General features: G+C 73.9%; 14 protein-coding genes. 4 read left to right on the forward strand and 10 right to left on the reverse strand.

The genetic code is table 11. The annotated features are described in order from the left end of the window. The first annotated feature begins 222 nt into the window (after positions 1-222). Complete coding sequence (locus AB0E67_RS02110; protein WP_362019729.1) at positions 223-4,023, forward strand: multifunctional oxoglutarate decarboxylase/oxoglutarate dehydrogenase thiamine pyrophosphate-binding subunit/dihydrolipoyllysine-residue succinyltransferase subunit; 3,801 nt, start codon at positions 223-225, stop codon at positions 4,021-4,023. Between the two features lie 173 nt (positions 4,024-4,196). Here the strand turns inward: AB0E67_RS02110 and fxsT are convergent, their stop codons facing one another. From fxsT to AB0E67_RS02150, 8 genes are all read right to left on the reverse strand, one after another. Next, positions 4,197-7,190, reverse strand: a complete 2,994-nt coding sequence (gene fxsT, locus AB0E67_RS02115; protein WP_362019732.1) for an FxSxx-COOH system tetratricopeptide repeat protein — start codon at positions 7,188-7,190, stop codon at positions 4,197-4,199. Positions 7,191-7,259: 69 nt separating this feature from the next. Next, the gene (locus tag AB0E67_RS02120; RefSeq protein ID WP_362019735.1) at positions 7,260-8,678 is read right to left on the reverse strand and encodes an HEXXH motif-containing putative peptide modification protein; all 1,419 of its coding nucleotides are present in this window, start codon (positions 8,676-8,678) and stop codon (positions 7,260-7,262) included. Then, positions 8,675-9,892 (reverse strand): FxsB family cyclophane-forming radical SAM/SPASM peptide maturase, encoded by a 1,218-nt coding sequence (locus AB0E67_RS02125; protein WP_362021382.1) that lies wholly within the window; start codon positions 9,890-9,892, stop codon positions 8,675-8,677. Before AB0E67_RS02125 ends, AB0E67_RS02120 begins: the two co-directional genes overlap by 4 nt. A gap of 189 nt (positions 9,893-10,081) precedes the next feature. Then, the gene (gene fxsA / locus AB0E67_RS02130; protein ID WP_351520829.1) at positions 10,082-10,240 is read right to left on the reverse strand and encodes an FxSxx-COOH cyclophane-containing RiPP peptide; all 159 of its coding nucleotides are present in this window, start codon (positions 10,238-10,240) and stop codon (positions 10,082-10,084) included. Positions 10,241-10,901: 661 nt separating this feature from the next. Continuing rightward, the gene (locus AB0E67_RS02135; RefSeq protein ID WP_362019738.1) at positions 10,902-14,579 is read right to left on the reverse strand and encodes an SAV_2336 N-terminal domain-related protein; all 3,678 of its coding nucleotides are present in this window, start codon (positions 14,577-14,579) and stop codon (positions 10,902-10,904) included. 5 nt (positions 14,580-14,584) lie between these two features. Then, complete coding sequence (locus AB0E67_RS02140) at positions 14,585-15,652, reverse strand: MoxR family ATPase (RefSeq protein WP_362019741.1); 1,068 nt, start codon at positions 15,650-15,652, stop codon at positions 14,585-14,587. A gap of 127 nt (positions 15,653-15,779) precedes the next feature. Continuing rightward, positions 15,780-17,915 carry a trypsin-like peptidase domain-containing protein gene (locus AB0E67_RS02145; protein WP_362019744.1) on the reverse strand — a complete coding sequence of 712 codons (2,136 nt, stop codon included), beginning with the start codon at positions 17,913-17,915 and terminating at the stop codon, positions 15,780-15,782. Continuing rightward, a complete protein-coding gene (locus AB0E67_RS02150) occupies positions 17,912-18,502 on the reverse strand; it encodes a CU044_2847 family protein (protein ID WP_362019747.1) in 591 nt (196 codons plus the stop codon). The genes AB0E67_RS02145 and AB0E67_RS02150 overlap by 4 nt, the downstream gene beginning before the upstream one ends. Positions 18,503-18,687: 185 nt before the next feature. On the opposite strand from AB0E67_RS02150, the gene AB0E67_RS02155 reads away from it, so the two are divergent. The 3 genes from AB0E67_RS02155 (at position 18,688) to AB0E67_RS02165 (ending at position 21,925) form a co-directional block, all read left to right on the forward strand. Next, positions 18,688-18,870 (forward strand): DUF6104 family protein, encoded by a 183-nt coding sequence (locus tag AB0E67_RS02155; protein WP_019075209.1) that lies wholly within the window; start codon positions 18,688-18,690, stop codon positions 18,868-18,870. Between the two features lie 1,149 nt (positions 18,871-20,019). Further along, positions 20,020-20,937 (forward strand): hypothetical protein, encoded by a 918-nt coding sequence (locus AB0E67_RS02160; protein WP_362019750.1) that lies wholly within the window; start codon positions 20,020-20,022, stop codon positions 20,935-20,937. A gap of 1 nt (position 20,938) precedes the next feature. Next, positions 20,939-21,925, forward strand: coding sequence for a helix-turn-helix transcriptional regulator (locus AB0E67_RS02165; protein ID WP_362019752.1), 987 nt, complete (start codon positions 20,939-20,941; stop codon positions 21,923-21,925). Between the two features lie 143 nt (positions 21,926-22,068). Here the strand turns inward: AB0E67_RS02165 and AB0E67_RS02170 are convergent, their stop codons facing one another. Then, on the reverse strand, positions 22,069-22,641 hold the full coding sequence (locus AB0E67_RS02170) for a Clp protease N-terminal domain-containing protein (protein ID WP_362019754.1): 573 nt from the start codon (positions 22,639-22,641) through the stop codon (positions 22,069-22,071). A 35-nt stretch (positions 22,642-22,676) separates the two neighbouring features. After that, positions 22,677-24,158, reverse strand: coding sequence for a cellulase family glycosylhydrolase (locus tag AB0E67_RS02175; protein WP_362019756.1), 1,482 nt, complete (start codon positions 24,156-24,158; stop codon positions 22,677-22,679). Between the last annotated feature and the right edge of the window lies 1 nt (position 24,159).

A 24,159-nucleotide genomic window follows, 5' to 3' on the forward strand; every position in this document is an offset into this window, starting at 1 on the left:
TCGCTTTCAGGGGTACGGTCCAGGGGGGCCGTAGCCGCGGTCCCGCGTACCCGTAGTGCAGCGGAACCAGGCTTGTTTCCCGCCAATCCCTGCGCCGAAACCCGCCTTTCGATGTGACTTGCGCGACGAAGGGCGGCCCGGCCTGCATGGAACGGCCCGGGAGGCGTAGCCTTGATTTCCGCTGTCCATCACCTTGTGAAGCGGAAGAGGGCGGTTGCCGCCGTGTCGTCTCAGTCCCCCAGTAACTCGAGCATCTCGACCGATCAAGCCGCCCCGGGTACCGACCCGGCTGCCGCTTTCGGCCCCAACGAGTGGCTCGTCGACGAGATCTACCAGCAGTACCTCCAGGACCCGAATTCGGTCGATCGTGCCTGGTGGGACTTCTTCGCCGACTACAAGCCGGGGGCGTCCGGCACGGCGGACAAGCCCGTTCCCGGCACCCCGGCCACCGCCGCACCGGCCGCCGCACCCCAGGCCGCCCCCGCCCCGGCTCCCGCCGCGAAGGCTCCGACGGCCCCCGCACCCGCGGCCCCGGCGCCCGCGCCGACCGCCCCGGCCGCGCCCGCCGCACCGGTGAAGGCCGCCCCGGCCCCCGCCGCGAAGGCCCCCGTCCCGGCCAAGCCCGCCGCCGCGCCGGCCACCGAGGCCGCCGAGGGCCCGGAGTACGTGACGCTGCGCGGTCCCTCGGCCGCCGTCGCGAAGAACATGAACGCCTCGCTGGAGCTGCCGACGGCCACGTCCGTGCGCGCGGTCCCGGTCAAGCTGCTCTTCGACAACCGCATCGTCATCAACAACCACCTCAAGCGCGCCCGGGGCGGGAAGATCTCCTTCACGCACCTGATCGGCTACGCGATGGTGCAGGCCCTCAAGGCCATGCCGTCGATGAACCACTCCTTCACGGTGAAGGACGGCAAGCCGACCCTGGTCAAGCCGGAGCACGTCAACCTCGGTCTGGCCATCGACCTGGTCAAGCCGAACGGCGACCGCCAGCTGGTCGTCGCGGCCATCAAGAAGGCCGAGACGCTCAACTTCTTCGAGTTCTGGCAGGCGTACGAGGACATCGTCCGCCGCGCCCGCAGCGGCAAGCTCGGCATGGACGACTTCACCGGCGTCACCGCCTCGCTGACCAACCCCGGCGGCATCGGCACCGTCCACTCGGTGCCCCGCCTGATGCCCGGACAGGGCCTCATCATGGGCGTCGGGGCCATGGAGTACCCCGCCGAGTTCCAGGGCACCTCCCAGGACACCCTGAACAAGCTGGGCATCTCCAAGGTCATGACCCTGACCTCGACGTACGACCACCGCGTCATCCAGGGTGCCGCGTCCGGCGAGTTCCTGCGCATCGTCTCCCAGCTGCTGCTCGGCGAGAACGACTTCTACGACGAGATCTTCAAGTCGCTGCGCATCCCCTACGAGCCGGTGCGCTGGCTCAAGGACATCGACGCCTCGCACGACAACGACGTGACCAAGGCGGCGCGGGTCTTCGAGCTGATCCACTCCTACCGGGTCCGCGGCCACGTCATGGCCGACACCGACCCGCTGGAGTACCGCCAGCGCAAGCACCCCGACCTGGACATCACCGAGCACGGCCTCACCCTGTGGGACCTGGAGCGGGACTTCGCGGTCGGCGGTTTCGCCGGCAAGTCGCTGATGAAGCTCCGCGACATCCTCGGTGTGCTGCGCGAGTCGTACTGCCGCACCACCGGCATCGAGTTCATGCACATCCAGGACCCGAAGCAGCGCAAGTGGATCCAGGACCGGGTCGAGCGCACGAGCACCCCGCAGCCGGAGCGCGAGGAGCAGCTGCGCATCCTGCGCCGGCTGAACGCCGCCGAGGCGTTCGAGACGTTCCTGCAGACCAAGTACGTCGGCCAGAAGCGGTTCTCGCTGGAGGGCGGCGAGTCCGTCATCCCGCTGCTCGACGCGGTCATCGACTCCGCCGCCGAGGCCCGCCTCGACGAGGTCGTCATCGGCATGGCCCACCGCGGCCGGCTGAACGTGCTGGCGAACATCGTCGGCAAGTCGTACGCGCAGATCTTCCGCGAGTTCGAGGGCAACCTCGACCCCCGGTCGATGCACGGCTCCGGCGACGTGAAGTACCACCTGGGCGCCGAGGGCACCTTCACCGGTCTGGACGGCGAGCAGATCAAGGTCTCGCTGGCCGCCAACCCCTCGCACCTGGAGGCGGTGGACCCGGTCCTGGAAGGCATCGTCCGCGCCAAGCAGGACGTCATCAACAAGGGCGGCACGGACTTCACGGTCCTGCCCATCGCGCTCCACGGCGACGCGGCCTTCGCGGGCCAGGGCGTCGTCGCCGAGACGCTCAACATGTCGCAGCTGCGCGGCTACCGCACCGGCGGCACCGTGCACGTGGTGATCAACAACCAGGTCGGCTTCACCGCCGCCCCGGAGTCCTCGCGCTCCTCGATGTACGCCACGGACGTGGCCCGCATGATCGAGGCGCCGATCATCCACGTCAACGGCGACGACCCCGAGGCCGTGGTCCGGGTCGCCCGGCTGGCCTTCGAGTTCCGGCAGGCGTTCAACAAGGACGTCGTGATCGACCTCATCTGCTACCGCCGCCGCGGTCACAACGAGGGCGACAACCCGGAGTTCACCAACCCGCAGATGTACACCCTGATCGACAAGAAGCGCTCGGTGCGCAAGCTCTACACCGAGTCCCTCATCGGTCGCGGCGACATCACCCTGGAAGAGGCCGAGCAGGCGCTCCAGGACTTCCAGGGCCAGCTGGAGAAGGTCTTCGCGGAGGTCCGCGAGGCCACCTCGCTCCCGGCCCCGGCGCACACCACCGAGGCCCGGCCCGAGTTCCCGGTCGCCGTGAACACCGCGGTCTCCTCGGAGGTCGTGAAGGTCATCGCGGAGTCCCAGGTCAACATCCCCGAGCGGATCACCGTCCACCCGCGTCTGCTCCCGCAGATGCAGCGCCGCGCCGCCTCGGTGGAGAACGGCACGATCGACTGGGGCATGGGCGAGACCCTTGCCATCGGTTCGCTGCTGATGGAGGGCACCCCGGTCCGGCTCGCCGGCCAGGACTCCCGCCGCGGCACCTTCGGCCAGCGTCACGCGGTCCTCGTCGATCAGGTGACCGGCGAGGACTACACCCCGCTGCTCTACCTCTCCGACGACCAGGCCCGTTACAACGTCTACGACTCGCTGCTCAGCGAGTACGCGGCGATGGGCTTCGAGTACGGCTACTCGCTGACCCGCCCGGAGTCGCTGGTCATCTGGGAGGCCCAGTTCGGTGACTTCGCCAACGGCGCCCAGACCGTCGTCGACGAGTTCATCTCCTCGGCCGAGCAGAAGTGGGGCCAGACCTCCGGCGTCACGCTGCTGCTGCCGCACGGCTACGAGGGCCAGGGCCCGGACCACTCGTCCGCCCGCCCGGAGCGCTTCCTCCAGCTGTGCGCGCAGAACAACATGACGGTCGCCATGCCGACCCTGCCGTCGAACTACTTCCACCTCCTGCGGTGGCAGGCGCACAACCCGCACCACAAGCCGCTGGTCGTCTTCACCCCGAAGTCGATGCTCCGCCTCAAGGCGGCCGCGTCGAAGGCGGAGGAGTTCACCACCGGCGGCTTCCGCCCGGTGATCGGCGACGACACGGTGAAGCCGGAGGACGTCCGCAAGGTCGTCTTCTGCGCCGGCAAGGTCTACTACGACCTGGAGGCCGAGCGCGCGAAGCGCGGCGCCACGGACGTCGCGTTCATCCGCCTGGAGCGCCTGTACCCGCTGCCGGGTGCCGAGCTCCAGGCCGAGATCGCCAAGTACCCGAACGCCGAGAAGTACCTCTGGACGCAGGAGGAGCCGGCCAACCAGGGTGCCTGGCCGTTCATCGCCCTGAACCTGATCGACCACCTGGACCTGGCCGTCGGTGCCGACGTCCCGCACGGTGAGCGCCTGCGCCGCATCTCGCGGCCGCACAGCTCCTCCCCGGCGGTCGGCTCGGCCAAGCGCCACCAGGCCGAGCAGGCGCAGCTGATCGCCGAGGTCTTCGAGGCCTGACCGGCTGAGAGCCTGTCGGGTGACCTTCGATCGCCCGGTCAGAGGTCACCCGACAGGCTCTGAAGCACGCACGAGGGGCCCGGTCCCGCGAGTCGATCGCGGGACCGGGCCCCCGGCGTGTGCGGGCTCTCGGCGGGTACGCGGACGAGCCCGGTGCCGCACCGGCTCGCGGTTCAGATCATCTGGGGTTCGAAGTCCCAGTACGGGCGGTTGCGGGAGCGGGCCGAGACCGTGTGGACGTGCTGGGCGCCCAGGGTGGTCTCCAGGTCTCCCAGCGCCTCCGTCTCGATCTTGTCCGCCCGCTGCCGTTCCCGCAGGCCGCGCAGGTCCGCGGCGTGGGCGATCCGGGCGGACAGGGTCAGCGGATGCGTCCGGCCGAGGACCTCGACGGCCCGGGCGACGACCGTTTCCGTGAGGGCGGCGGCGGACTCCGGGTCCCCCACCAGATTGCGCAGCGCCGAGGCGTTGATCGCGCAGCCCAGTGTCCAGGGGTGGTTCTCCCCCACGGCCCGGGTCATGCCGGCGAGCGCCTCCTCCAGGAGCGCGTGCGCGTGGTCCCGCTCGCCCACGTTGCGCAGGATCAGCGCGTGGTTGGCCCGGGTCCCCGCCACGTAGGGGTGCTGGTCGCCGAGCATGGCCACGTATCCGGTGACGACCCGGGCGCTTATGGCCCTGGCCTGGTCGATGTCGGCGTGCTCGCGGGCGAAGAAGCTCTGGCCGGCCGCGAACATCATCGTCAGCGGGTCGTTCTCGCCCAGGACGCGTTCGGCCCGTTCCAGCACCCGGGTGAAGAGTTCGCCGGCCCTGCCGCGGTCTCCCGAACGGTACTGGCTGAGCGCGAGGTTGTGTTCGGCGCGCAGGGTCTGCGGGTTGTCGGCCCCCATGACCAGCCGGTGCACCCGGACGCTCTGGTTCTGGAGCGACAGGGCTTCGCCGTACCGGCCGAGCAGCCGCAGGTCGGTGGCGTAGTTGATCTCCGAGTAGAGCGTCCAGCTGTGGCGCGGGCGCAGCAGCCGGCGCCGGGCGTCCAGGGTGTGCCGGTTGAGCTCCAGCGACTCCTCGTACCGGCCCAGCAGACGCAGCGAGACGGCCAGGTTGTTCTGCGCGTTGAGGGTGCGCGAGTCCTGGTCGCCCAGGAGTTCGCGGTAGGCGCCGAGGATCCAGCCGGAGATCTCCATGGCCTCGTCGTACCGTCCCAGTCCGCGCAGGTCGGCGGCGAGCCCCCCGGCGGCGCGGAGATGTTCCAGGTCCCTGGGGCCGCGTTCGGCGCGCAGGTGGTCGACCGCGGCCCGCTCGATGGCCTCCGTCTCGGCGTACTCTCCGACGGCCCGCAACAGGTTGGCGTAGTGGTACCGGAGGTCCCAGAGCCTGGGGTGGTCCTCGCCGAGGAGTTCCCGCCAGGCCTCCATGGCGCGCGCGCCGAGCTTGATCCCGGCCCGGTACTCCCCGGAGAGGTACATGTAGCGCAGGCAGTTGAGCACCAGGGTCTGCACCGAGGAGTCGGTGCTCCTGAGCACGTCGGCCCACTTCAGGTGCGGGGTGATCTCGGCGTAGGCGGGCCACAGCCGGGTGTCGGTGGGGCGGCCGGGGTCGGCTGCGGCGAGGGCCCGGCGGACCACGTCGATGAACTCCCGGCGGTCGCTCTCCGGCATGTCCTTGCCGATGATCTGGTGGACCATGCGGTGCATGTAGAGGGCTTCGCCGGACGACGCCTCCTCACCGGCCGTCTCGTGGGACTCCAGGCGGACCACGGAGTACTGGCGGAGCTGGGCGATCGCCCTGTTCCACAGCAGCGGGTCGTTCATCAGTCCGGAGATCTGTTCCGGCAGTTCGCCGGGCGGCATCTCCCTCAGCAGCCGTACGGGGATGGAGCCCGGTGCGAAGAAGCTGCACAGGCGCAGCAGGTCGACGGACTCCGGGACGGTGTCCCTGAGCTTGTTCAGCAGTATCGACCAGGCGGTCTGGAAGGCGAGCGGAAAGTCCGCGGAGACCTTGACGACGTCCTGGTCGATGCCGCCTTCGAGGAGTCCGATGTACTCCTCCACCGACATGTCGGATTCGTTGAGCCAGCCGGCGGTCTGGTCGAGGAGGAGCGGCAGGTCCTCCAGTGCCTCGGCGAGCCGGCCGGCCTCGGCCCGGGTCAGCCGCGGGGCGCGTCGGCGGATGAAGGCGACCGACTCGTCGCGGGCGTAGACGGGGACCCCGATCAGGTTGCTGTTGTGCTCGCGCCACTCCCGGTTGCGGGAGGTGATCAGGACGTGGCCGGGGCCGGTCGGCACCAGGTCCCAGATGTGTTCGGGTTCGTCGGCGCCGTCCAGGACGAGGAGCCAGTGGGAGTGCGGTTCGCCGCGGCGCAGGGCGTCGCGTACCGCGCGCAGCCGTTCGCCGTACTCGGCGCCCGTGGACAGGCCCAGTTCGGGGGCGAGTTCGGCGAGTTTCTGGCGGTAGAGGGCGCGGCGGTCGGCGGGCACCCACCAGACGGCGTCGTACTCGGAGCTGAAGCGGTAGACGTACTCCGCGGCCAGTTGGGTCTTGCCGACGCCCGGCATCCCGTGCAGGGCCACGACCCCGGCGCCGGGCCCGGCGTCCTGGAGGGTCTGGTACGTCCTGCTGAGGAGTTCGTCGCGGCCGGTGAACCGGGTGTTGCGCCGCGGCACCCCGCCCCACACCTCCGGGGTGTCCGCCGGATACCGCGGCCCGGGCCTGGCCTCGACCGCGTCCGGCAGCGGGGCGGTGGGCAGTCCCAGGCGTACGAGGAGCCGTCGTTCGGCCTCGTCGGCGCCGACGTTGGTCAGATCGGCCGCTCCGAAGACGGACGTGGCGCCGGGCAGCGCGGACGTGGTCACGCGCACGGCGGCGAAGCGGTCGGGGTCCGGCGCGACGACCTCGCGCAGGGCCCTGTTCCACTCCGCGGTGCTGCGGGGGCCCAGCTGGAAGTACCAGTCGCTGAGGATCAGCAGGACGTCGCCGCGCGACAGCGTCAGATCCCGCAGCGACTCCTCCAGTGCCGCTTCCACCGGGGGGTCCCAGCGTTGTTGGACGACGATGACGCCACGCCGCTCCAGACGGTCCGCGATCCACGCCGCCCAGGCGCGGTTGAAACCGGCGAAACTGATGGTGACGGTCTGCGCGCCGATCGCCCCAACTCCATTACCCGTTGCGGGCATTCAACCATCTCCCTGCCTCGGTACAGGACCTGTCAACATACACCGGGGCCAGAGCGCCCCGGCCGGAATTCACGGTGACTCCCGCGGATGACGCGGGCCGTTCCTCTGCTGCCATATCACCTTGGCGGTGGCCACGTACGCCTCTGCGCGCGCCGAATGACCCGCGGGGGGCGGACAATCGTCCAGTCGGTGGTAGAGCGCGATCATCTCGTCGACGAGCACCCGGCCCTCACGGGTCAGCGCCGCCGATCCGGCCAGCACCGGCAGTACGGCTCCGACCTGTTCGCGGCAGCGGGCGTGTTCGGTCCAGGCGAGGTCCCGGTGGGTGACACGGCGGGCCCCGAGCGCGAGCCGCTGCCAGTGGTCGGCGAGCGCGAGGTGCGAGTAGGCGCCCTGGAGGAGGCCGTCGAAGGGCCTGGGATCGGGGCGCCAGGGGGCGAAGTGGCGCGGTGTCGCGTCCTCGTGGTGCAGCGGTGCGAGCGCGGCGAGCGCGGACAGTTTGGTGTGCTGGAGTTCGTGGACGAGAGTGGCGGCGAACCGGGCGGGGTCGGCCGGTCTGCTGCTGAGGACCGCCCCGAACGCCTCGCGGCGGGTGGCGCTGCAGTGTGCCGCGCTCCCGCCCGCGGGCCCGGATCCGGGCGGCCGGCCGAGCGGCACCAGACAGCGCAGCAGCACGGCCGTCTCGGTCAGCCGGTGTTCGCCGCCCATGCGGAGCAGGGACGGCACCCGCGACCAGGACTCGGCCCATGCCTTGCGCTCGTGGTCGTCGAGGTGGGGCGCGGCGCGCAGCCCGTGGTGCCGGAGCCCGCTGTCGTCGGTGCGGTACGGGTCGACGTCGTCCAGGGGCACGGGAGCGGCGCCGGGCCGTACGGGAGGCAGGGCGAGCACCGGAAGCCAGCGCGGGTCGGCCGCGCCGGTCGTCGCGTCGTGGTGCACATGGACGGTGAGAGGCGCACGCCAGGAGGTGTGACGCAAAGTCAGTTCATCGCGTGCGAAGGCGAGTTCGACCAGGCCGGACGGGGTGCGCAGAGCGCCCAGGGTGGGCAGCGACAGGAGTCCGTCGTGGGCGGTGAGCCGGGTCGTGAACGCGGTTGCGGAACGGATCGCGGCCGCGGCGGCCAGGGCGCTCAAGTGGTCGAGGTCGGCCCGGAGCCCGGCGCCGGGGACGGGGGCGTCGGTCGCGGGGGCGGAGAGGCCGCGCAGGCAGCGTTGCGCCCAGGGGCCGGTGAGGGGGTGGAGCAGGACGGCGCGCACGGCGTTCCGGTCGGCGCGTTCCGCCGTCTCCAGCAGCGCCCAGTCCTGCCGCAGCCGGTCGAGGGCCCGGGGCGGGCAGAGCGCGGCGGGGGCGTCCTCGGCCGCGTCGAGCAGGGCGCGCACGAGGAGCAGCCGGCGGGTGTCCTGGTCGCGTGCGAGGGCGTGGAGAGCGCCAGGGCCGCCTTCCGTGCGGCCGAGCCGACGCAAGGCGTGGTCCGGGAGTGGCGGGCTCATCGGTGTGCTCCTGCGGTCGCTTCGGACAGCCGGTCCGCGATGTGGCGCACCAGCCGTTCGAGATCGGCACAGTAGACGGACGGGTTGGCGAAGCCGTTGTCCGCCCGGTAGCGGTGTGCGTAGTGGCCGCCGCCGCAGACGGTCAGCAGCGGGCAGGCACGGCAGGCGGGGGCGAGCGCCTCGGCGCCCGCCTGCCGCGCGACGACACCGGGGTGGCGCAGGGCGTCGTCGAAGGTGTGGCGGAAGACGTCGAGACCGGTGGCTGCGGCGGTGTCGTAGGCCGACTTGAGGGAGTCGACCTGCTCGATCGTCCCGTCGGTCTCGACCACGATCGCGTCGACGGGGTCGAGGCCGAGGGACTCGGTGGCGGCGGGCAGGCCCAGCAGCAGGGCCACGCACTCCTCGAACAGCCGGACCCTGGTCTCGCGCCGCCCGGCCCGCCACCAGCGGTCGAAGACGGTGGCGAGCCAGTCGCCGTACGGGGTCGGCCGGTTCGGGCCGGGGACGGGAGCGGTGCGGGGCGTTCCGGTGGGGGGCAGGCCCGGTGGGGGGTTCGTCCAGTTGCCGTGCGGCAGCAGCAGGTCCAGTGACGGCGGGCGCAGGGACAGCAGCGACTCGTACGTCTCGACCGGATCGGTGCGGGGGTCGACGACGGTGAGGATGCCCGCGTACGCGTCGGGGTGGCGGCCGGCGAGGAGCCGGGCGCCGCGTGACGCGGCGGGCCAGGAGGGGCGTCCGGCGTGGTCGACGCGCAGGGCGTTGTGGGCGGCCAGGCCGCCGTCGAGGCTGATGCCGACGCTGATGCCGTGCCGGGCGAGCACGCTCACACGGGCGTCGGTGAGCAGGGTCGCGTTGGTCTGCACGGTGGCGTGCACGGAACAGTCCGCCGGGGTGAGCTCACGGACGCGGTCGGCGAGGGCGGCGAGGCGGCCCGCACCCGCGAGGAGCGGCTCGCCGCCGTGCAGGACGAGTGCGATGTCGCGCAGCGCGTGGGCCGCCGCGTGTTCGGCGATCCGGTCGGCGGTGCGGTCCAGTACGGCGGCCGGGGCGGAGGCCGGGCGGGCGCGCCAGGTCCGGTCGGGGCCCTCGTAGAGGTAGCAGTAGCGGCAGGCCAGGTTGCACCGGCCGTGCACCTTGACGATGAACTGCCGGAACGGGAAGGGCCCCCGGCCCGCCGCGGCGGTGTCCGCGCACCGGCGGGGGCACCGCGTCACCTGTCGAGACACGCCGGCACCCCCGTGCTGCGTGGCGCGGGGCCCGCCCCCGCTGCCGGCCCGGGAGGGGTCTGCCCGGCCCGCCGCGCGGGCAGACCCGGTCCGGGCCACGACGTCCCGTCCGGCCGGGTCCCGGGCCGGATCCGTGCGGCCGGTGCCCCGGCCCGCGGGGCCGGGCGGCCGGACGTCTCAGAACGCGCTGGTGAATCCCCAGAGCGTCTCCCGCGGCTGCCCGGCTCGTCCACGCAGATCCGCGACCACCTCGCGGAGCACGGGGTGGTCCAGCGTCCGCAGCGTCTCCAGATCGAGCTCCAGCAGCTCGGGCAGCGCGCCCGGACCACCGGGCACCTCGTCGGATGCCGTGTCGGACGCGCCGTCGGCCGGTGCGTCCGGCGTCCCGACGCCGGGCCGGCCGTTTCCCGTCGGCTCGTTCATCATGCCTCCCCGTGTCCCCGTTGGTTCCCGTGTCCCCGTGGTTCCCTGTGTCCCCGTGGTTCCCTGTGTTCCCGTGGTTCCCCGTGCCGGTCCGGTGGTCCCGGTGTCCTGCCGGTGGTTCCCCGTGTTCCCGTCGCACGTGCCCTCGCGACGGACCCGCGGGGATCCGCTCGTCGTCGAGCGCGTCCCGTCGGGCCCGTGTCCCTGACATCGGTGCGTGTGACCGCGTCGCGGCGGTCTCCGTCCGCCTCGGCCTTCACCGCGGTGGCCACCCGCCGCCGTCGTACCCCGTTGGTGCCGTCGGCGCCGGTGCGGGACTGGTGCCCCTCCCGGCAACGTTTGCCCCGTCGCGCCGCCCAGTACGCACGGGCTGCTTCTGTACCGATGCCCCGCACGGACCGGCCTACGCCTTCCTGCGCGGACCGGCGACCGGCGTCCGTCGTACGCCGGTCGCAGACGGCGCGAAGAACGGCGGCCGGAGAGCGACCGTCGCGGCGGGCGGCCCCGGGCGGACGGCGATGTCCCGGTGCGGCGGGCGGGCCGCGTCGGCGTTCCGGCGCGGCCGGGGCCGGGGTCAGCGCTCCAGCTCCGCCAGCCGTGCCGCCGTCTCCTCGCCCGCGGCGCCGCCGCCGTCCGGCAGTCCGCGCCATTCCCGGCGGGCCGACCGGTAGGCCTCGCGGGCGGCCCTGGGCCGGCCCGCCCTCTCGTACGTCGTACCCCGCCAGTGGTGGGCCGTGGCACACAACTCGACTGCCTGACGCCGCTGTTGCGGGTGGACCGACTCCTCCGCCGCCGTGCCGGCCGCTTCGGCCGCGCCCCGGAACGCCTCGGCCGCCTCGTCGAGCCGGGTGGGGCGCCCCAGCACCCGGGCGGCGTCGAGGTGGGCCAGGCCCAGTTCCAGCCAGCAGTCCGCCGCCGACAGCGGTTCGGTCGCCTCCCTGGCGGCGAGCCCGAAGAGGTGCTCGGCCTCCCGCAGATCGACCCGGTCCTCGGTGGCGCGGTGCCGCAGCATCAGCGCACGGCCCAGCATCAGCAGCCGCTCGGCCTGGCGCGCGTCCCCCGCCGCCGTCTCGGTACGGCAGTCGCGCAGCACCCTCACCGCCGCCCCGATGTGCACGCGCCCGTCCGGCAGCCGGGCCCGGCGCAGCAGGATTCCTCCCCACTCGGCGAGCAGATCGGCGTGTGCCTGCGAGTCGCGCGGCACACCGCGCGCGGCATGGGCGAACCGGTCGGCCGCCTCGACGAGTTCGTCCGGGTCCCCGGTGTGCTCGTACCGCGCGACGTGCACCCGGGCGGCCCGGGTGAGCAGCGAGGCCCGCAGCCGCTGCTCCCGCGCGGTCTCCAGGGCCTGCTCGACCAGCGTCGCCGCCTCGTCCGGCTCCGCGCCGGAGCCGAGCAGGGCGTCCACCAGGTCCAGCACGATGCGCGTCCCGGTGCCCAGCGTGCGCCGGCCGCCGCCCTGCCCGAACGCCGTGCGCAGGGAGCGGGCCGCCTGGGCGGCGTAGACCCGGGACTGTTCGGTGTCGACGGTGGCCCCGGAGAGTTTGAGCAGCGCACGGCCGTGTGCCAGCGGCAGGGCGGCGGGCCGGTTCTCCTGGTCGGGCCAGGCGTCGGCGAACGCCTCCAGCATGCCGCACGCGGCCTGGAGCGAGGAGGCGTCACCGTCGAGCCGCCACTGCGACTCCAGGGCCCGGACCCGTTCCAGCGTGAGCCGGAGGGCCTCGGCCGGTTCCAGTCCCGGGGCCGAGCAGGCGGCCGTGTACTCCCGGTCGGCGCGGCGCAGCAGTTCCAGGGCGCCTCGCCGGTCACCGCGCGCCCGCCGGTCGTCGGCCGCGGCGTGCAACACCTTGGCCAGAGCCGCCCGTTCGTGTGAGGCGCCGGGGTGAGCGGCGGCCCGTTCGGCTGCGTACTCGGCCTCGCGGAGCAGCTCCGCGTCGCCCTGGACCTCCCACAGGCGCAGGACGCAGCGCGAGTACTCCGCCCACAACGCCGGGTCGGCGCCCGGCCGGCCCTCGCGCTCGGTGGCGCCGCGCAGCAGCTGCACGGCGTCGATCAGGTACTGGACCATGCCGTCCGAATCGAAGTGCCGCAGCAGGACGCGGGCGCTCTCCACGGCCGCGTTCGGCGTCCGCAGGACGGCATCGGGCCGGTTCCGGTCGGTGTCGACGACGAACTGCTCGGGCAGCGGCATGAATCGCTCCAGTACGCGGACCGCGACCTCGGCGAAGGGGTGGGGCACGCGTGGCCCGCCGCGCCCGCCGTGCTCGTCCCCTTCCTCGATCCCGTCCTCCGGTCCGGTCCGGCCCCCGGTTCCGTGTCCGGGCGGTCCGGGGGTGCGGGTGAGCCGCACCGGCCCGTGCCTGCCCTCGCCGAGCTGGGCGAAGGCCAGCGCGGGGAAGTTCGGCCCGCCCCTGCCGAACCGCTGCTCGATGTACTGCGAGCAGTGCTTGAGCACGAGCAGCGCCTCGTCCCGGCCGAGCGGGCCGAGCAGCGACTCGCGGACGCCGGGCGCGAACTCGTACCACTGGCCGGCGGCCTCGCCGTCCGTCCCGGCTGCGTCCTCGGTCCTCGCCCGTGACAGCAGTCCGCTCAGCAGGACCTCGGCCAGTTCCGAGGGGCCGGAGTTCGGCAGCATGGTGCGCTGCACCAGTTGCATCACCGGCAGATACAGCGGGGCGGCCGCGAGGTACACGGCGAGCTGTCCGGCGGCCGGGGAGGCCGTCGAGCGGAAGCGGCTGACCAGCTGGAGCGAGGACAGACCGTCGCCGGGGCGCTGCACGGCCGCCGGGGGCTGGTCGGCCCGCACCCAGCCGACGGCGCCGGACACCTGCCCCGCGCCGGTGCCCGAGAGCAGCTTCGCCCAGGCCGCCAACGCCCCTTCCACGGGCGGGAGCACGGGTACGGGAAGGGCGCCCGGGTGCACGGCGGGGCCCGCTCCGGCATGCTCCGCGACCTTGAGGACGGTGGTTCCGGCCGGCCCGTCGCCCCGGGACAGGGAGCCGTAGGTCACCGGCAGCCGGGTACGGTTCCACATCCGCTGCGGCAGGGGCTGGAGCACGGCCGTCGGCGCCTGGCCGGCCAGGTGGTGCAGCAGCCGGTGGGCCCGTCCGCTGCGCCAGAGCGGGCCGGCGCAGTCGCTGACCACGAGGGTGACGCGGCGGCCGGTGGGGTCGCTCAGCCGGTCCGCGGAGCTCAGCGGCGCCACGGCCGGGTCCGGGCTGCGGCTCACCACGGCGGCCCCGTCCGGCCCCTGGTGCAGATAGCGCGTCCAGACGTCCCTGAAGGCACCCAACTGCCCGAACAGGTCCTGGAGTTCGCCGAACAGCCGGTCCCACACCAGCATCGAGGACGAGGCGTCCATGACGCACTGGAGCAGCGACTCGCCCCGGGACGCGCCGCGGAAGACCGGGATGATCAGCCCTCCGGCGCGGGCGCTGCGTTCGACGGTCTCCGCCTCGTCGAGGAAGTGACGCATCGGGGGCGCGGCGGGGCGGTAGCGCTGCAACGGCCGTAATGCCCGTTGGAGTTCGAGCGGCGCGGGAAGGGCGGGGGCGGCGGGCACGCCGAGGGCGAGCGTTCTCGTCCGGCCACCGGCGGCGGGAGCGGTTCCGCGTCCGGGCGGACGGTCGCCGTCGCGGCCCGGGGCGCGGGAGGCCGCGCGGGGCACGGGGTGGAGCGGGACCCGTCGGTCCGCGTCCCCGGGTTCGTGCCGGTCCGCGCCCCCGTCCCCGTCCGGCGGGAGACCGGCCTCGTGGCCCTCCGGTACGAGCGGGCCGGGGCGTCGCTCCGGCCGGTCCGCCCGGTCCGGGCCGACGGGCGGCGGCGGTACGGCCGCGCGGTCGCCCTGGCCGCCGTCGTCGTCCGGCGCGTCGGGGTGGCGGGTCCAGCGGGCCAGCCAGAGGGCGTCGCAGAGCTGCTCGGCGTCGGGGTCGAGCCCGGCGCCGCGCAGCCGGGCGACGAACGCGGACAGCAGCCCGCCGTCGTCCGGCGACGCGCCGTCGCGCGTGGACGCACCGTCACCCGGTGGCGCACCACCGCCGCCCGCCGGCGCGCCGTCGAACCGTGCCGCCCCGTCCGGCCGCGCCTCGTCACCGGACGACGACACGTCCTGCGGCCGGTGTGCGTCGCCCGGCCGCGACGGCGCGCCGCGGGCCTCCGTCGCTTCCTCGAAGCCCTCCACCGGGTCGCGGGGGCTGTCGTCGGGGCGGCGTCCCCCGCTCTCCGGTCCGGGCCGCGCCCCGCCACCGGACATCGGCATCACCTCGGCCGGTCGAGTCGCTGGATGAGCAGGTCGGCGAGGCGGTCCCGGCCCGCGGGCGCCGCCGCGTCGGTGAGGTAGATCGCGTTCAACAGCTGGTCCGTGGCCAGGAGTTCGCTGCGGGAGCGCTCCAGGAAGTGGGCGATGAGATCGTCCCCGGCGCGCGCCGCCTCGTCGCCGAGATGGGCGCGCACGAAGGTGGCGAGACGCTGGTGGTCGGGGCGTCCCAGCTCCAGATGGACGCAGCGGCGCATCAGGGGTGCCGGGAAGTCCCGCTCGCCGTTGCTGGTGAGGACCACGAACGGGAAGGCCCGGCACTGGACCCGGCCGCCCTTCACCCTCACCTTGTTCCCGTCGTCGTCGAGGACCTCCGCCTCGCCGTCGGGCAACCGGTCCACGATCCGTTCCAGCTCCGGAATGCCGAACTCGCCCTCCTCCAACACGTTGAGCAGGTCGTTCGGCAGGTCGATGTCGCTCTTGTCGAGCTCGTCGATGAGCACGACCCGCGGCCGGTCCGAGGGCATGAGCGCCGTTCCGAGCGGGCCGAGCCGGATGTAGCTGCCGACGTCCTCCACGGCCCCGGCACCGGACGCCCCGGCCCCCGCGCCGTGTGCGGCGATCTGCACGTCCTGGAGCCGGGCGATCGCGTCGTAGCGGTACAGCCCGTCCTGGAGCGTCGAGCGGCTGACGATGGGCCAGCGCAGCACCCGGCCCAGCCCCAGCTCATGGGCGACGGAGTGGGCGAGGGTGCTCTTCCCGGCGCCGGGACTCCCGGTCACCAGCAACGGACGGCGCAGGTAGAGCGCCGCGTTGATCATCTCCAGCTCCTCGGCGCCGGGCCGGTGGAGCTCGGCGATGTGCCGGTGGCCGCCCAGACGGCGGTCGGCCGACCCGTCCGATCCGGCCGGACCGTCGCCGTTCTCTCCGTCGCTCCCGTCCCGCCCGTCGGCGGCCGGGGCGCCGTGGCCCGCGAAGTCCCGCCAGGGGGGCGGGGGCGGCAACCGGTCGATGCCCTCGTGCGGTTCGCCGGCCCCTCGGTAGATGAGCCACTCGCTGGGTTCACTCATAGCGTGTTCCTCGTCGTCACTCGTCCGCCAGGGGCAGCTGTCGAACGTGCTTCACGGTAGCGATCCGGGGCACACCCCGTAAGGGGCCGGGCGGCTTCCGTCACACCTCCGAAGGGCGGGCCCGCCATCACGGCGCCTCGAAATAGAGTTCGTCGCCCGGCAGTTGATGCCGCGGGTCGTCGTAGAGCAGGGCGACCCCGTCCGACCAGTACGCCTCCGTGCGCCCCGCGTGCACCCCTCTCCTCAACTCGTGCATCGTCTTCGGAAGACGATCGGCCGTACGGGCCTCCGCGACGGCGTCGGCGGCGCGCCGGTGGAAGTCGGTGCAGACCGCGGTCCGTTCGTCCGTCCGGCGCCGCCGCCACAGGGCCAGCCCGTACCCCGCGTCGAGCAGCCGTCCCAGGCCGGTCGTGCTCTCCGGTCCGGGCCGGTCGCCGTATCTGCACAGCACCGGAACGGTCTCGTACGCCAGTTGTCGCATCCGGGCCGCCACCGGTACGGGCATCCGCATCCCGTCCTCGCAGTCGACGACGGCGGCGCGCATCGGGGCGGTCATGGCGCGGTTCCAGCGGGCCTCGCGCTCGGCCGGTCCGCCGTCGGCCCCCGCCGTGCCGCCACCGGTGCCCGCCGTGCCCCGGTCGAGGGGGCGGACGACCACCGGACGGAGCACTCCGAGCGGCCTCCCGTCGGGACGCGTCCGCCATTCGTCGACCCCCAGCCCCATGAGGGCCGGATCCACCGCCACGTGGAGGACCGCCGGGTCGTCCGGCTCGTCGCACCGGCGGAACGCCTCCGCGAGCGGGCTCGCGAGCCGGTCGGGCAGGGCGTGCAGCGCGGTGCCCCGGCTGTCCTCGGCCACGGGCCGGAAGTCCCCGGGCCTCGGCACGACCGCGACCCGCCAGTCGTAGAGGTCCGGTTCCCAGTGCCGCGACTCCAGCCGCAGCAGGACGAACGGGGCGTCGTGCGGCCTGGCCGGCTCGGGCGTCGGCGCGGGGGCACGGGAATGCTCGCTGCCGGTGGGGGTCCGCCGGTCGTTGTACCGGAGTCCGATGAGTTCATGACGGAACTTCCGGGAGAGGCGGTCGTCCGCCACCCGCTTCACCCATCGCCACAGGGCCGCCTCGGCGTCCGGGGTGGACGGCAGTACGTAGGGGCGTTCGGCGGACAGGGCGCTCATGCAGTACCTCAGGATCAGTTCCAGCGCGCCGTCACCGCCCGGGGCGTCGTACAGCGTGCCCAGTCCGTCGCGCCAGCCGCGCGGGGCCGCGTGGTGCTCGCGCGGGTGGGTGTCCGGGAGCTCGTCCAGGAGATCGAGGAGGCCGCGCGTGCTGAGCGGGGGAGGGAGTTCGGCGAGCCGCCCGAGCAGGTCGACGCGCTGCTGGGGGCTGAGGGCGAGCCCCGCCCCGGCCCCCAGCTCCCGCTGGAGGTCGGCCCAGGTCCGCTCGGTGCCGACCGGGCTGGTGTGCCGGTCGGCGTGGTAGCGGTCGTGGGCGTGGAACAGCGCCTGGTACGGGTCGTCGGCCTCGCCCGCCACCGTTCCGGGCGGCACGGGCAGGGTGCGCAGCCGCTCGACGCCGATCGAGGTGCCGCCCGTGGTGCCGTCGGAGCGGGACTTGAGCACCCCGACGACCTCGCCGCGCGCCAGGTCCACCACGGGTCCGCCGGACAGGCCGGGGTACATCCGGTCGCCGTCGAGCCGCATCTGTTCGTCGTCCTCGGCCCAGTCCCCGAAGGTGCCCATCACCTGGCATCGCCCGCTGAACCGGGTCAGCTGCCCGGATCCGCCGTCGGTCCAGCCGGTGTAGAGGACCGAGCCGCCGCCGAACATGCCCGCCGGGCGTTCGGTGACGTACACACAGGGGTGCTCGACGGGGCGCAGCAGCCGGATCAGCGCGAGGTCGGGGGCGGGCCAGCCGCCCGGCGCGGCGCCCCATGTGCCGCCGGGGCCGGGTGCGGCGCGCCGGTCCTCGGGCATGGCGGCGACCACGGCGCCCTCGACCGTCGTCTCGGCGCCGCCCGGGTCCGGCTTGAACACCACGCTCACCCGACGCCCCTCCCCCGCCATCGCCACGTGCGCGCACGTGAGGACCCAGCTCGGGGCGACGAAGAAGCCGCTCCCCAGGAAGCCCCGGTCGGATCCGTCAGGGGCATACCCGGGCTCCGGGCGGTGGATGCGCACGGTCGCCGCCATCACGAGGCCCGTGAGCGCACGGTACGTGCTCTCGGAACGGCCCCCCGCGCCCCTGCCCGGCGGCTGGGTCATGAGCGGTCCCCGCCGTCCGGCCCGGCCGCGCCCGGACGCATCGGTGCGCCGGTGGACGCCCCGGGCACGGGCGGGGGGTCGGCCGGCATCGGCGGGGCGGGGCGGGGCGGGGTCGGCCGAGACGTCCGCGCCGCGGGTGGGGGCACGGGCGGCGTCCCGGCAGCCGTACCCCCTGGCGCCCCTCCCGCTCCCTGTGCGCCGCCCTGCGCCGGGCTCGCCGGTTCTACGGGCGGGCCGCCGCCGTGCCATGTGAGCGTGACCGTGATGCCGCCCTTGGCCTCGCCGTCCGCGAGAAGACCGACGACCTTGCCCGCCTTCGCGGTGAGCTCGATGCCGAACTCGACGCTCACCTCGTCGGGCCGCACCGCGCGCAGCGGCTCGGCCAGCGAACGCGCGACGCTGGTCACGACGGCGTTGAGGCTCTCGACGCGGGCCTGCACCTGGTCGACGAAGTCCGCGTAACCGATGTCCGTGAACGCCGGCCCCCGCGCGGGCCGCGTCAGCTCCTCCGCTCCCGAGACACGCGCCCAGACCGGCGTGCCGTCCGGCATCTCGATGCGCGCGATACGAGCCCCGCTGTCGGTCATGAAAACCCCCCGATTCCCAACTACCCGCAGGCTAACGGCAGTACGCGACCCGCGCGAGGTCCGTGGACCAGGACGCCGGGACGCCGTGCGACGGTTCTGAGAGGGCTCGCGCGACCCCCGCGAGCCTTCGCCGACGGCGTGCTCCCGGCCGTCGCGGGGCTGTCACCAGGCATTAGGCTTGCCGCATGTACTTCACCGACCGCGGTATCGAGGAACTGGAGAAGCGCCGGGGCGAGGAAGAGGTCACTTTCGAGTGGCTCGCCGAGCAGCTTCGTACGTTCGTCGACCTCAACCCCGACTTCGAGGTGCCGGTCGAGCGCCTCGCCACCTGGCTGGCCCGTCTCGACGACGAGGACGACGACGAGTAGCCGGGGACGGGCGGCGGAGGCGGGCGACCGGGACGCGTAGCCGGCCGCCCCGGCCCGTCGGACGCCGGTCGACGGACGGCCACCGCGGGCCGGTGGACCGGCGTCAGGCGACCGGACGGACCGGGTTCCCGGAATCGTCCGCGCCCCCGGCATCACGGACCAGCCCCTCCGGCCTCCCGCCGAACCGGTCCTGCGCGAGGCCGAGCGCCCCGTGCGCCATCAGCAGGCCGCCCGCGAAGACCCGGCCACCCCTGCGACGCCCGGCGCTCCACAGGACGAGCGGGCAGTCCCGCCGCCGACCGGGCGCCGCCCGGTACCCGGGCTCCGGGACCGCGCACCCACGGACCCGAGAACACCGCTCCCGACCCCGTCGGGCCCGGCCCTCACCCTTTCGCGCCCGCCGTCCCCGACGAGCGGTTCCGCCCCGGGCAGCCCGTCGGCCACCGTCCGGAGCCCGTCCGTGGACGCGCCCGGCTCCAGGCCGGACGGCAGGGCCGGCCCGATGCGCGCGAGCACGGCGAGCACCCCGAGCAGCCGGCTGCGGGCATCGGCATCCGTGGCGGAACGGGCCTGCCCGTCGAGCACCTGGACGTCCAGGACGGTCCGGCCCCAGACCGCTCGGCGAACGTACGCATGGCCTCGCCCTCACCTGCGGGCGGGCCGTCCGCGAACCACACGTACTCGACCGGCCGCCGGAAACCCGGACGCGAGGACGTGCCCGGCGCGGTCGCCGTCCCACCACACGGCCAGGGCCGGCCAGGAGGAGCCGACCGCGAGGGCGGCGGCCCGGTCCGCCACGGCCGGGTCGACCGGCTCCGCGGCCGCCCGGCCCGTCACACCTGCCCCTGCCGCCCTGCTTCTCCGGCCTGCCCCATGCGTCCCACCGGTCCCGTCCGCCAGGTCCGTCCCAACCGTCCGGCCCGTTTCACCCGCCCCGCCCCCGGACGTCCCGGCCGCCCCGGCCGTCCCACACGCCAGGACATATCGCGCGATTCCGACGCGATGGGGCCGCCTCGTGACCCCGCGTGCCCGCACTCCGCATCCGCCCGCTCCCTCGGCCTCCCTTGACTTCCTGGAGCCGCGATATATCGTGACAACCAAGAGACGCGATATGTTGCGTCATTCCGCGTCAGCCGGGAGGCCAGATCCATGCCTGTGTCGACATGGGCCATCGCCGAGCCCCAGAAACTGACCTTCGACGCCCCGGTGACCTCGCTCGACGTGCGCATCGTCGGCGGCGCCGTCAACGTCGTCGGCACCGACGAGCCGACCGCCCGGCTGGAGATCTCCGAGATCGAGGGCCCGCCGCTGATCGTGACCCACGAGGACGGCGCGCTCACGGTCGCGTACGAGGGCCTGCCGTGGAACGACTTCCTCAAGTTGTTCGACCGCACCAGCTGGAACCGCCGGGCGGTCGTGTCCCTGGCCGTACCGGCCGGGTCGGCGGTGGCGGTCGGCGTGGTCGGCGCCGGGGCGGTGGTGTCCGGGATCGACGGACGCACGGAGGTACGGGGCGTCAGCGGCGACACCACGCTCGTCGGGCTCTCCGGCCCGATCCGGGCCGAGACGGTGTCGGGCAACGTGGAGGCCCAGTCGGTCACCGGCGAGCTGCGCTTCCACACGGTCTCGGGCGATCTGACGGTCGTCGAGGGTGCCGGGACCTCGGTCCGGGCGGACTCGGTCAACGGCAACATGGTGCTGGACCTGGATCCGTCGGGGCGGCCCACGGACGTCCGGCTGACCACGGTGTCCGGCGAGATCGCGATCCGGCTGCCGCATCCGGCGGACGCGACGGTCGAGGCGAACACCGCGAGCGGCACCGTGTCCAACGGCTTCGAGGACCTGCGGGTCAGCGGCCAGTGGGGCGCGAAGAAGATCACCGGCACCCTCGGCGCCGGGACCGGGAAGCTGCGGGCGACGACGGTCTCGGGGTCGATCGCCCTGCTGCGCCGCCCGGCGCCCGAGGACGACCCGTTCGACTCCGGCCCGTACGACTCCGAGCCGACCACCGCGGAACCTCCCGCCACTGGGCCGACCGCCTCCGGTCCGACCGGAAAGGTGCTCTGACATGCCACCCGTATTCGCCCACGGCCGCCTCCGCCTCTATCTGCTGAAGCTGCTCGACGAGGCCCCGCGCCACGGTTACGAGGTGATCCGCCTCCTGGAGGAGCGTTTCCAGGGCCTGTACGCGCCGTCGGCGGGCACGGTCTATCCGCGGCTCGCCAAGCTGGAGGCCGAGGGGCTCGTCACGCATGCCACCGAGGGCGGGCGCAAGGTCTACTCGATCACCGACGCGGGCCGCGCCGAGTTGGCGGGCCGCTCCGGTGAACTGGCCGATCTGGAGGAGGAGATCAGGGACTCCGTCTCCGAACTGGCCGCCGAGATAAGGGACGACGTGCGCGGCGCGGCCGGCAAGCTGCGCAGCGAGATGCGCGCCGCGGCGCACGAGACCAGACAGGGTCACGCCGGTTCCACCGACCGCGAGGGCGACCGGGACTTCCCGTTCGGCGAGTTCGCGGACCTCGGCGACAAGGAGTCCTGGTCGTCCGTGAAGGAGGAGCTGCGCAGGGCCAAGCAGGAATGGAAGGAACAGGCCCGTCGCGCGAAGGACGAGTCGCGCCGGGCGCGCGAGGAGGCCCAGCAGGCCCGCCGCCAGGCCAAGGAGGCCCAGGACAGGGCGCGCGAGCAGATGCAGAACGCCGCCCGCCAGGTGCAGGAGCACTTCGCGCGGGGCGACTGGCCCTCCGGCGTGCGGGAAGGACTGGCCGAGATCACCGGACAGTTGGGCACCTTCGCCAGGACGGGCAGCTGGCCCCCGTACATCAAGCCGGAACCCGCGGGCGCCGACCCCGAGTGGGGACGGGACTCCGTGGGCACCGGCGAGCCGGCCCGCGACCTGGAACGGCTGCTGGACCGGTTCCGCGACGACATCCGTGACGCCGCCCGCGACCACGGCGTCACCGAGGAGCAGCTCACGGAGGCCCGCCGCCATCTGTCGACGGCCGCGGCCCACATCGGGACGCTGCTGCGGAAGGACGACGGCGAGAAGGGATGAGCCGCCGGGAAGAGACCGGGGCCGGACGAGGGGCGACGGGCGCACGGCCCGCGCGCGAGCCCGACGGCCCGGCAGCCGACGGGCGGGAACCGGCGGGCGAACGTCTGACGGACGGGAACGACGGCCGAGGGGCCCGCTCGGGCTCAGCCCGCCCTCCGCATCCGCCCCGCTCCCCCGTCCTCCCCGTCTTCCCCGTGCTCTCCGCGTTCCCCGCCTCCTCCGTACAGCGCACGATCCACCGTCTCGTACGTCGCGCCGTGGGCGGCGAGGACATCGGCGAGAGCGCCGCGGCGGGCGGTGAGCGCCAGGAGGATGCGCTCGTCGCCGATGCGCCGGCCCTGCCGCCCCACCGCGATCCGCGGCGCTCTCGCCAGGACGTCCTTCGCCCCGCGATCGAACGGGCGGTGCCGCATGCCGACCGTTCGACCGGGCCGGTCCAGCACGTCCGTGCCGTGGGCCTCCTCGACACGGGCGACGATCGCGTCGACGCCGACGCCGATACCGGCGAGCGCGTCCGCGTCGGGCCGGGTCGGTCCGCCACGGCGGCGCGCGGCGGCCAGATCGGTTTCGACCGCCGCCCGGCGGCCGGTGAGGCCGAGTGAGGCGGCGACGGAGGCGGCCCGGCCGCTTCGCCGGTCCGGCAGGGCCGGCAGCGGGTGTTCGTCCGTGACCGATGCGGCCCCGGCCCGTTCGGCGTGAACCACGGCACCGGTCACGGCCGTACGGGCCTCCGTCGTGTCGGGAGGCGTTCTCAGCCGCGCCCCGCCGGGGCCACCGTGACCGTGACACGGGAACCCGGCCGGGCCCGGACCAGCACCTCGCCGCCTTCCCTGCGCGCCCTCGCGTCACCGGTCACCGAGATCCGCCACGCCCCGGTGGCCGACGGCAGGGAGATCTCCGTGACACCGCGCCGACCCGCCGTGTAGGCGAGCCGGTAGACGCCGGTGGCGTCGTCGTACGTGTCGGAACGGACGGTTCCGGCGACGGCGGGCGCGTACGGCGTGGCGGTGCGCTCCTTGTTCTTCGCGAAGGCGCCGGAGGCGTCCAGGGCGCAGTATCCGCCGCCGTAGCACCACACCCACCCGGCCCAGCCGGAGCTGTAGCGGCTCAGCGAGGACATCGCGTCCCGGTAGAAGCGGCCCATGTTCGGGAGCGTGTTGTTGAGCGGGCCCCATTCACCGACGACGATCGGGACGCGGTACCGCGCCGGATACCGGGTGACGGCGGCCTCGTACGCCTCGACCCAGCCGGCCGCCGGGTCGTAGTCGCCCCCCGCCTCCATCACGGCGTTGTAGAAGTGCGGCGAGTAGACGGTCCGTCGGTCCGCCACGGCCCCCAGCCCGGTGGGGACGCCCTCGCCGACGATCGGGGTGGGTTCGACGAACAGCCAGGTGGACCGGTCGACCGAACGGATCGCGCGGGCCAGCCTGTTGTACATCGGGGTGATCTGCCGGGCCTCGATGCGGCGGGCGGCCGCCGCCAGGTCCTCCCCCTCCCGCATCTCCCCCATCGGCTCGTTGATCAGGTCGTAGCCGAGGACGGCGGGGTGGTGCGCGTAGCGGGCGGCGAGCACCTGCCACATCCGCGCCTGGGCGCGCTGGAGGTCGGGGTCCTCGTAGAGATGGGTGAAGGCGCGCTGCACGGCGGGCTCGAAGTACTCGGAGAACCAGTCGTCGGGGTGCGGGGTGAAGGGCAGTCCGTCGGTGCGGGTCGCCCAGGCCGGGATGCCCCGGCTCCCGAACGCCGGGCCGAAGACGTCCTGGTGGGCGTCGATGAGCACCTGGATGTCGTACTTCCGCGCCCAGTCCAGGATCCGGTCGATCCGGCGCAGATACGCGGTGCTGTAGTGGCCCCGGCGCGGCTCCAGATCGTCCCAGAAGACGAGGAGGCGGGCGAGGCCGAAGCCCCTGGCACGCAGATCGCGGAAGTGCTTCTCGGTGATGGCGGTCAGGGCCTGGTCGCCGCTGTTCGCCTTGTCCGCGACGTTCCAGCCGCGCAGGGTGAGGACACGCCCCTGGTCGTCGGTCAGGCGGGGGATGCCGTCGGCGGGCCGGTGGGTGCCGGGACGGTCCGGCGGAGCGGGGCGCGCGTCGGCGGCGGGGGCGAGCGCCCCCGCCACGAGCACGAACGAGGTGAGGACGGCGGTGACGGCCGAGGCGAGGACACGCCCTGTCCGCGTCCGGCCCCGTACGCCCGCCCGTCCCGGTGTTACCGCAGGTATCAGTTTTGGCATG

Origin of the sequence: Streptomyces sp. NPDC032161 (assembly GCF_040636995.1) — a bacterium.
In the GTDB taxonomy this organism is placed as follows: Bacteria; Actinomycetota; Actinomycetes; order Streptomycetales; family Streptomycetaceae; genus Streptomyces.

What these genes read in the sequence shown, in the direction of transcription:
- fxsT (WP_362019732.1), bottom strand. Translation starts at nt 7,190, where the DNA reads ATGCCCGCAACGGGTAATGGAGTTGGGGCGATCGGCGCGCAGACCGTC.
- AB0E67_RS02175 (WP_362019756.1), bottom strand. Translation starts at nt 24,158, where the DNA reads ATGCCAAAACTGATACCTGCGGTAACACCGGGACGGGCGGGCGTACGG.
- AB0E67_RS02165 (WP_362019752.1), top strand. Translation starts at nt 20,939, where the DNA reads ATGCCACCCGTATTCGCCCACGGCCGCCTCCGCCTCTATCTGCTGAAG.
- AB0E67_RS02120 (WP_362019735.1), bottom strand. Translation starts at nt 8,678, where the DNA reads ATGAGCCCGCCACTCCCGGACCACGCCTTGCGTCGGCTCGGCCGCACG.
- AB0E67_RS02140 (WP_362019741.1), bottom strand. Translation starts at nt 15,652, where the DNA reads ATGAGTGAACCCAGCGAGTGGCTCATCTACCGAGGGGCCGGCGAACCG.
- AB0E67_RS02145 (WP_362019744.1), bottom strand. Translation starts at nt 17,915, where the DNA reads ATGACCCAGCCGCCGGGCAGGGGCGCGGGGGGCCGTTCCGAGAGCACG.
- AB0E67_RS02150 (WP_362019747.1), bottom strand. Translation starts at nt 18,502, where the DNA reads ATGACCGACAGCGGGGCTCGTATCGCGCGCATCGAGATGCCGGACGGC.
- AB0E67_RS02160 (WP_362019750.1), top strand. Translation starts at nt 20,020, where the DNA reads ATGCCTGTGTCGACATGGGCCATCGCCGAGCCCCAGAAACTGACCTTC.
- AB0E67_RS02155 (WP_019075209.1), top strand. Translation starts at nt 18,688, where the DNA reads ATGTACTTCACCGACCGCGGTATCGAGGAACTGGAGAAGCGCCGGGGC.
- AB0E67_RS02135 (WP_362019738.1), bottom strand. Translation starts at nt 14,579, where the DNA reads ATGTCCGGTGGCGGGGCGCGGCCCGGACCGGAGAGCGGGGGACGCCGC.